The organism is Paractinoplanes durhamensis, from assembly GCF_016862175.1.
Taxonomy (GTDB): Bacteria; Actinomycetota; Actinomycetes; order Mycobacteriales; family Micromonosporaceae; genus Actinoplanes; species Actinoplanes durhamensis.
In genome coordinates, this window is sequence record NZ_BOML01000015.1 from 1 (window position 1) to 8,449 (window position 8,449).

7 protein-coding genes and 1 pseudogene are annotated in these 8,449 nt (G+C 70.6%); 5 read left to right on the forward strand and 3 right to left on the reverse strand.

Annotated elements, in window-relative coordinates; translation table 11 throughout:
* Positions 1 to 1,077: 1,077 nt before the first annotated feature.
* Together Adu01nite_RS09005 and Adu01nite_RS09010 are read right to left on the reverse strand one after the other, a co-directional pair.
* Positions 1,078 to 1,671 carry a DUF305 domain-containing protein gene (locus Adu01nite_RS09005; RefSeq protein WP_203726105.1) on the reverse strand — a complete coding sequence of 198 codons (594 nt, stop codon included), beginning with the start codon at positions 1,669 to 1,671 and terminating at the stop codon, positions 1,078 to 1,080.
* Positions 1,672 to 1,805: 134 nt separating this feature from the next.
* The gene (locus Adu01nite_RS09010; RefSeq protein WP_203726106.1) at positions 1,806 to 2,618 is read right to left on the reverse strand and encodes a hypothetical protein; all 813 of its coding nucleotides are present in this window, start codon (positions 2,616 to 2,618) and stop codon (positions 1,806 to 1,808) included.
* 407 nt (positions 2,619 to 3,025) lie between these two features.
* On the opposite strand from Adu01nite_RS09010, the gene Adu01nite_RS09015 reads away from it, so the two are divergent.
* The 4 genes from Adu01nite_RS09015 to Adu01nite_RS09030 are packed head-to-tail and all read left to right on the forward strand — an operon-like array spanning position 3,026 to position 7,673.
* Entirely contained in the window at positions 3,026 to 4,732 is a 1,707-nt protein-coding gene (locus tag Adu01nite_RS09015) for a translation initiation factor III (protein ID WP_239132252.1), read from the forward strand.
* Positions 4,729 to 6,207 (forward strand): NADH-quinone oxidoreductase subunit NuoF family protein, encoded by a 1,479-nt coding sequence (locus Adu01nite_RS09020; RefSeq protein ID WP_239132253.1) that lies wholly within the window; start codon positions 4,729 to 4,731, stop codon positions 6,205 to 6,207. Before Adu01nite_RS09015 ends, Adu01nite_RS09020 begins: the two co-directional genes overlap by 4 nt.
* On the forward strand, positions 6,204 to 6,773 hold the full coding sequence (locus Adu01nite_RS09025; RefSeq protein WP_203726108.1) for a redoxin domain-containing protein: 570 nt from the start codon (positions 6,204 to 6,206) through the stop codon (positions 6,771 to 6,773). The genes Adu01nite_RS09020 and Adu01nite_RS09025 overlap by 4 nt, the downstream gene beginning before the upstream one ends.
* Before the next feature lie 3 nt (positions 6,774 to 6,776).
* A complete protein-coding gene (locus Adu01nite_RS09030; RefSeq protein WP_203726109.1) occupies positions 6,777 to 7,673 on the forward strand; it encodes a cytochrome c biogenesis CcdA family protein in 897 nt (298 codons plus the stop codon).
* A gap of 2 nt (positions 7,674 to 7,675) precedes the next feature.
* Here Adu01nite_RS09030 and Adu01nite_RS09035 read toward each other — a convergent pair whose 3' ends face one another.
* Entirely contained in the window at positions 7,676 to 7,921 is a 246-nt protein-coding gene (locus Adu01nite_RS09035; RefSeq protein ID WP_203726110.1) for a PspC domain-containing protein, read from the reverse strand.
* Between the two features lie 143 nt (positions 7,922 to 8,064).
* Between Adu01nite_RS09035 and Adu01nite_RS09040 the strand changes: the two are divergent.
* A pseudogene (locus Adu01nite_RS09040) lies at positions 8,065 to 8,449 on the forward strand (hypothetical protein); the annotation flags it as partial.

Genomic DNA, 8,449 nt, shown 5'->3' on the forward strand with positions numbered 1-8,449 from the left:
TGCCGCTGCCGCTGCCGCTGCCGCTGCCGCTGCCGCTGCCGCTGCCGCTGCCGCTGCCGCTGCCGCTGCCGCTGCTGCTGCTGCTGCTGCCGCCGCTGCCGCTGCTGCCGCTGCCGTCCGCTTGGTTCGTCCGCTTGGTCCGTCCGCCCACCACGGCCCGGGCCTGCCCGGCCCGGCCCGGCCCGGCAGCACGATGGCATCGCCCTGCCCGACCGCGCACGCCACCACGGTCGGCGCGGTCGCCGGTCCCGATTGGCCCGACCCACCTGCCGGCCGGGCTGCCGTGGTGGCCGCGGCCCGCCCGGTGCCGTTGGCCCGTCCGCTTGGTCCGTCCGCTTGGTCCGTCCGCTTGGCCCGCCCGCTCGGCCCGCCCGCTCGGCCCGCCCGCTCGGCCCGGATCTATCCCGGAGCGCACCGATGCTGCGCATGGTGGCGGCCGTCAACCGGCGATAGGCCGCCATGCACCTCCGGCGTCGGTCCGCTCGCCGCCTAGTTTCGTCCGTCTTCCCTTTTCATTGATGTCGGGGCCTCGAACTGCGTCCGAGACACCAAGTTTCTGGATGTCGGGCTCTGCGCCCGGGCGAGGCCTCGGCCTCCAGGAACTTGGTGCGATCCCTGCCGCGGCAAGGTCTGGTCTGTGGTTCAAGCGACCGGGCAGAGCGTCGCGCCGCAGGCATGCCGCTGCGTCGGGCCGGGAGTGCGGCACGCCGCCCCTAGCGGTGCGTGATCTTGTGGAGTCGCCATCCTCTGCGCCAATTTCACAAGGTCGATGGGGTCGCCTGCGCTGGCGATGCGCGGGTGGTCTGCCGGATCTTGTCGAGGTGGTGGCCGGGAAATGCGTCAATTTCACAAGATGGGCTGGTGTTGCGTGCGCGGGCTGCCGGCTCGCATGTGTCGTGCGGTCGCGGGTGATCTTGTCGAGGTGGTGGCCGGGAAATGGGTCAATTCCGCAAGATCTGCCGGTGCCTTGCGGGCAGGCTGACTGTGTTGCGGGATGTGGTGCGCGATCTTGTTTAGTTGGTGGCCGCTGAGCTCCGTAACCTCACGAAATTGGCCGGTGTTGCCGTGGGTGGGTGGCTACTTACGGTAGGTCGTCAACTCGGCTGTCTGGGCCGTTCGGGATTCGATGATCTGTTTGGCGAATGCCAACGCTGTCAGGTTTGTGCCGTTTGCCTGTTCCTGTTGGGCCAGCGTCACCGCCTCCTCCTGGTGGGTGAGCAACGCGCTGATCGGGTCGGCCGGCGCGGTGGCGGGGGTGGCCGACGCCGCCATCGAGGCGGACCAGGTCTGCAGCCAGCCGGTCATTCGGACCACCTCGTCCTGCTGGGTCACGATGATGGCCTCGGCCAGGGTGCGGGCCTGTGGGTTCTTCGCGGCGGCCGCGGCGGCCAGGGCGATCCCGGTGCGGTGGTGGGGGATGAGCGCGGTCACGAACTCGACGTCGGCGGCGTTGTGCCGCGGGCCCGCGCCGAGGGTGTCGGCGGTGGCCGTCGGTTGCCCGGGGGTTGACCCGGCGGCGGGGGCGGCCGGGATGGTGGCGGGGGCGGCCGGGATGATGGCGGGGGTCGGGCCGGGTGAGGTCGGGTGCTGGGTGCCGCAGCCGGTCGCGGCCAGGGTCGCTAGTGACGTCGCGAACCACGCTGCAACGAGGGCGATCGATGTGCGCCGCATGGAGGGACCGTAGCGGGCACTACCGCCATCAGTAAACACTCTTTACCAAAATGCGGGGCGGCCGCGGCGCCCTCCAAAGATGGGGGCCGCGGCCGCTGCGTTTGGGGGAGCGACGTTCGTACTATTCGGAGGGTTTATTGCCTTCTTCTGGGCATTGAGTAGAAACCCGTCGGCAGGGCCTGCGTCTCCGTCTGCCACGCCGGGTCTGATTTGCGGTTTCTGGTGCGGATTCGCAGCAATAGCGCCACGCCCAGGAAGACCAGCACCGCGCCGATGATCAAGCCGGGGCCCAGGACGCTCGGGGTGCCGGACGCGGGATTCAGGGCTGCGGCTGACGTCTTGTTGCCCGCCGGTGTGGTGGCGTCGGCTACCGGCTGGTCGATCTGCTCGTCCGGGTCGGTTGCGCTCGGTGACGGGGACGCGCTCGCGCTTGCGCTCGGTTTGGCCGCCACCGCCGTCACCACCCGGCTCGTCGTCGACGTTGTCGCCAGTACCCGGCCGGCCGCGTCCAGCGCCTGTGCCTCGAACGTCACCTGGCCGTCGTCGGGGCCGGCGAAGGCGATGTCCCAGCGGCCGGTCACCGTCTGGTCGCGGCACAGCTGACCCGGGTCCAGCTGGGCGTCCACGATTCTGGCCGCGTCGTTGTCCAGTTGTGCGCGCACCCGGAAGGACTGGTCGTCCTCGATCCGGGTGATCTTCAGCTGGTCGAGGCTCACGCCGTCGGTGCGTACGGTCAGCGACCATCGCACCTTCACGCAACGTCGCTGACGATCGGTTGTCGCGACCGCGGTGAGTGTTCGTGCTTGCTTACCGATGGTGAACGTGGCCGGGTTCTGGCCGATGCTCACCGCGAATCCCTGCACGTCCGCCGAAGCCGGCGACGCCCAAGCCAATGACGCGGCGACCAGAGCCAGCGCGGTGAGTGCCCGTGCGCCCAGGTGTCGCATGATGATCATCTCCTTCTGGCACGGCTGGTGGAACCGTCCGCACACAAGGTGGTTCGGAGCGCAGCGGCGAAAGGTTCACCCGGTGCGCCGGGTCACTCGCCGGCGGACCTTATTTTTCGCTTAGCCCTTGGTTACCGGTCGGTATCCGCCCTGCTCAGGGCCGCTGGCGGCGGGAGCTCTGGAAAGTTGCTGACAAATTCGGCCCGCCACGTTCATCCGAACCCCGGCCGACTACGTAGATGGGGGAGGGCAGAGACCAGGGGATGGGTCGCTGCCCGCCAGAGAAGCAGGGGGCACCCCCCACGGGTGCTCTCGTCCCGCCGCCCAACGGGACGTGAACCGCTGCGGAGAACGAGGAGTCAATGGCCCGGACAGGAAACAACCAGCGATCCGCCAATCGTGTGGCCGTGGATGTCGGAGCTACCGGTACGAAGTCGACGCCAAAGGGCGCAGTCGCGATCCTCGGAGCGAGCGTACTTGCCGCGCTCTGGGCCATCGCGATGATGACGCCGGTCGGCCGAGTCACCTACATCTACGTCTTCAAGTACCTCGAGTTCTACATGGGCGTGCTCGTCCTGGTGTCGATCTCGATCACCATCATGGTCGGGCTGGTCTCCACGGACCGGTTGGTGCTGTCGATCCGGCAACGCGTCTTCCTGCAGTCCATCCACCGGACGACCGGTGTGATGGCGGTCGTCGCCCTCGGCTTCCACCTCTGGACGAAGACCGCCGAGGGGCACATCCGGCTCATCGACATCGCGATCCCCTTCATCGCCCAGGGCAACACCCTGTATATCGGCTTCGGTCAACTCTCGGCGTACATCCTGATCCTGGTCATCTGGACCGGCGTTGCCCGCGCCCGGTTCATCGGCCGGGGCAAGCCGTGGATGTGGCGCGCGATCCACTCGATCCCGTACCTGATGTGGCCGATCGCCCTGCTGCACGGCCTCGGCGCCGGTCGCCCCGCCAAGACCTGGGTCATCGTCAGCTACGTCGTGTGCGTGCTGATGGTGCTCATCGGCCTGGCCGTGCGCCTGTCGGTCAGCCTGAACCGCCGCAAGGACTTCGCCTCGCCCGCCGGCGTCGGCGGCCCGGCCGGCCAGATGGTGGCCACCTCGCAGCCCGCCGGGAAGGCGCCGCGCCGCGGCCGGGAGAAGCCCGCCCCCGAACCGGAGCGGCTCGGCCCGGTCGCCATGGTCGACACGTTCCAGCCGGCCTCGCCGATGCAGGTGCAGACCGCGCCGCCGGTGCCGGACATGCCGCCGCAGGAGGCCGAGCGCGGACGTCGCTTCGCCGACGAGGACCTGGTCGCGCCGGCACCGCGGCCGCGCCGCCCGATGGGCGACGACGAGATCGACTACGAGGAGCCGCGCGGTGGCGGCCGCCGCTACGCCGGCGAGGACACGTCGACCCGGATGCGGCGTCCGGAAAGGTCGGACCTCGAAGACACCTCTACGAGGATGCGGCGGATCGAGATGGATGACACCTCGACCCGGATGCGGCGGATCGAGATGGACGACACCTCGACCCGGATGCGCCGGATCGAGATGGACGACACCTCCACCCGGATGCGCCGCCCCGACTTCGACGAGCCGCCGCCCCGTGGCGGCCGCCGCTACGCCGAGGACGACGAGGACCTGGCTCCCCGCTCCCGGCGCCGCCCGGCCGACCAGCCCGAGTACGACGAGGCCCCGCGTGGCCGCCGCCGTGCCGACGCCGACTTCGACGACGTGCCCCGGCAACGGTCCCGCTACGACGACGAGCCACCATCGCGCCGCAGCGCTCGTTACGAGCCGCGCTACAGCGACTTCGGCCCGGAAGGGCAGGAGGTGCCCCGGGACCGGCGCGACCGGGGTGCTGACGCCGACCGCGCCGACTCGGGACGACACAGCCGCAGTGGGTTCGTCGACATGGCGGACGATCCGAACTACCCGGCCGGGGACGAGACCCCGACGCTGGTCGACATGGCGTCCCGCCGGGCCCGCCGCGCCGATCAGCAGGCGGCCCAGCCGATCGAGACGGGCCGGGGGGCCCGTCGCAACGGCCGCGGCCGGATGAACGACGACGTCGCTGACGACCAGTACTGGTCGCAGCTGCGAGGGGAAGCGAATTGAGCACCACCGCCCAGGTTCCGCCGGTCACCTCGATCGGCGTTCCGCGGATCACCGCGGGCTTTGACGAGTACGGCCGTCTCGACCTCGTGGCCCACCAGGAGGTTCACGGCGGATTCGCGGCGCTGTCATCGGGCGAGCTGATCGGCCTGGCCGACCGGATCGAGCTGCGCGGCCGCGGCGGCGCCGGTTTCCCGTTCGCCCGCAAGGTGCGCGCGGTGCTCGACTCGTGCCGGCGGCAGGACCTGCCGCCGGTGATCGTGGTCAACGCGACCGAGGGTGAGCCACCGTCCTGGAAGGACAAGGCGATCCTCACCCGCGGACCGCACCTCATCCTGGACGGTGCCGCCCTGGCCGCGGCCGCGCTCGACGCCGAGGAGATCGTCATCGGCATCGCCGACGACGGCATCGGCCAGAGCTCGATCACCGCGGCCCTGGCCGAGCGGCGGATGCCGTGTCCGACCCGGATCGTCACGGTCCCGCACCGGTTCATCTCCGGTGAGGGCGGCGCGCTGGTCCGCGGCATCAACGGCGAGGCGCACATCCCGCCCGGCCGCAAGGTCCGCTCCAGCGACAACGGCGTGATGGGCCTGCCCACCCTGCTGTCCAACGCCGAGACGTACTCGCAGCTGGCGATCGCCGCCCGGCTCGGGCCGTGGGAGTACAACGCGGTCGGCATCCCGGAGGAGCCCGGCACGGTCATGCTGACCGTGGGCGGCGCCTCCAGCAGCCCGGCCGTGGTCGAGGCGCCCAGCGGCACCCCGCTGATGGACGTGCTCAACATGTGCGGCGCCGACATCGGCCCGGGCCTGCTGGTCGGCGGCTACCACGGCAAGTGGATCACCGCCGAGGCGGCCGCGACCGTGACGATCTCCCGCAAGGGGTTCGCGAAGGTCGGCGGCACGCTCGGCGCCGGCATGCTGATCCCGATCGGCTCGAAGACGTGCGCGCTCGGCGAGGTCTCCCAGGTCGTGCAGTACCTGGCCGGTGAGTCGGCCGGTCAGTGCGGCCCGTGCCGGCTCGGCCTGCCCGACCTCGCCCGCTCGGTCACCCTGGTGTCGCTGGGCGGCAACGCCGTCGACAACGTGCGCCAGGCCGCCGGCGTGGTGAAGGGCCGCGGCGCGTGCAGCCACCCGGACGGTACGTCCCGGTTCGCGCTGTCCGCACTCGAGGTGTTCGCCAAGGACGTCGACGCGCACACCAACGGTGAGGGCTGCGGCAAGTCGGTCAAGGGCATCCTGCCGTTGCCGTACACGGCGGAGACCGGGGCGCGGAAGCTGGCGCTGGACTGGTCCCGCTGCGACGGTCACGGCCTGTGCTCGGCGGTCGCTCCCGAGATCATCCGGCTGGACTCGAACGGGTTCCCGGCGTTCCCGCAAACTCCCCTCCCGCCGTGGCTGGAGACCGGTGCCCGCAAGGCGGTCAACGTGTGCCCGGCTCTCGCACTGCGGCTCGACGACGCGAAGGCCTCCCATTGAGACGACTCCTCGCACTGCTGTTCGTGGCCGGCCTCACCGCCGGATGCGCCGCCCCGGTGGCGACCACGCCCGGGGCCGCGCCGATCACGCCGGCGTCGTTGCCGGCCACGGACAGAAGCCCGGCCGCCCAGGATGCCGCGGAGCTTCCCGCCCCGGAGGACGTGCCGAGGTCGCTGCAGTTCACCGGCACCACGCTGGACGGAGCCGCCTACAACGCCGCGGCCCTGGCCGGTAAGCCGGCCATCCTGTGGTTCTGGGCGCCGTGGTGCGCGACCTGCGCGGGCGAGGCGCAGAGCATCGCCGACCTGGCCGACGAATACAAAGGTCAGATCGGCATCCTCGGCATCGCCGGGCTGGGCAAGAACTCCGAGATGCACGAGTTCGTCTCCGACCTCGACGTGGACGCCGTCCCGCACCTCGACGACGAGGCCGGGAAGATCTGGAAACGCTTCAAGATCACCCAACAGAGCTGGTACGTCTTCATCGACCGCACCGGCAAGGTCGTCCGCATCGGATACCTCGACGACCTCCAGCTCACCGAACAGGTCAAGACCCTGGTGGCCTGAGCGATGCTGCTAGCGCTCGCCGCCGGCATGCTGGGAGCGGTCAACCCGTGCGGTTTCGCACTGCTCCCGGCGTACCTCTCGGTGCTTCTCGTCGGTGACCCGGCGTCGCCGGGCAGAGCCGTTGTGCGTGCGCTGCGTTGCACACTTTCGCTCACTCTTGGGTACGTCGTGGTCTTCGGCACCTTCGGTCTCGCGCTGACCCCGATCGCCGGTGAGCTCCAGCCGCGGCTCCCGTGGCTGACCGTCGTCCTCGGCCTGGTGCTGGCCGGGCTGGGCGTCCGGCTCACGCTCGGTTTCTCGCTTCCGAGCTGGGGTGTACGCGCTCCCGTGCTCACCGGATCGACCTGGTCGATGGTCGTCTTCGGGATGGCCTACGCGATCGCGTCGCTGGGCTGCGCGGTCGGCCCGTTCCTGGCCCTGGTGGCGACCAGCCTGACCACCGCGACCCTGCTCGACGGGGTGCTGCTGTTCATCGCCTACGCGGCCGGCATGGGCCTGGTGGTCGGGGTGACCGCGGTGACGGTGGCGCTGCTGCGCTCCTCGCTGATCACCCGCGCCCGCCCGCTGCTCGCCGTGGTGCCGCGGCTGGGCGGGGCGATCCTGGTGATCAGCGGCGGCTACGTCGCCTACTACGGCTGGTACGAGTTGCGGCTCGCCCGGAACCTGCGGATCGCCGGCAGTGATCCGGTCGTCGAGGCGGCCACCGCGCTGCAGCAATGGCTGGCCGGCTGGGTCTCCTACCTCGGCGTGGTGCCGCTGCTCTCCCTGCTGACAGCGCTGGTGCTGCTCACGGTCTTCTTCGCGCGGCGGGGCCGGGCGCTGCCGCCGGAGGGTCCGAGTGGGGTACGGACCGATCCGGCGGCAGCTGGGCCCACACCACCGCTCCGTGCTGAGCTCTAGGCTCAGACGGCGGGCGGGTACGCGGTGGCGTAGGCGGGCTTCTCGGCCGGCATCAGGATCCACAGGATCGGGTAGATCAGGATCTGGCTGCCCGGAATGGCCAGCAGGATCACGATGAAGAGCAGCCGGGCGATCCAGGGGTCGAGGCCGAACCGCTTGGCCAGGCCGGCGCAGACACCCCCGAGGATGCGCCCTTCCTGCGGCCGGACCAGGCCCTGGCGAGTCATCGAGTCGTGCACCGAGTTCATGAGTCTCTCGCTTCTTTCCGATGCGGTGTTGCGGACCACCCAAGAGTCGCCGACTTCGATGCTGAGCCGCATCGGGAAGTGCCCTGAGCCGTCCCCGATATCGCGCCTTGGCCGGGCGTCGGGGTTGCCGGAAACATCACCCCGTGAGCGACGCGCGCATCGTCGGCAACCGGCGGTTTCTCGCGCTCCGGACCGGAAACGCGCTCTCCCTGGTCGGCACGGCCGGCGTCCGGATCGCCTGCCCGCCGCTCATGCTCGGCGTGTCCGGCTCACCGGCACTGGCCGGGTGGGTGGCCTCCGCGCTGACCCTGCCGTCGCTGCTCTTCCCGGTGCCGGCCCTTCCCGGTGCCGGCCGGGATCGCCGCCGACGCCCTGAACCGCCGCCAGATCATGCTGGCCGGCCGGCTGGCCGGCTTCCTGGCCGCGGTCCGATCGACTCAGCCGCAGTTACCAAACTCCACAAGATCGCGCACCGCGCGGGGCGACAGCCCCACGCAGGCAGCATCGGTCGATCTTGTGGAATTGCTG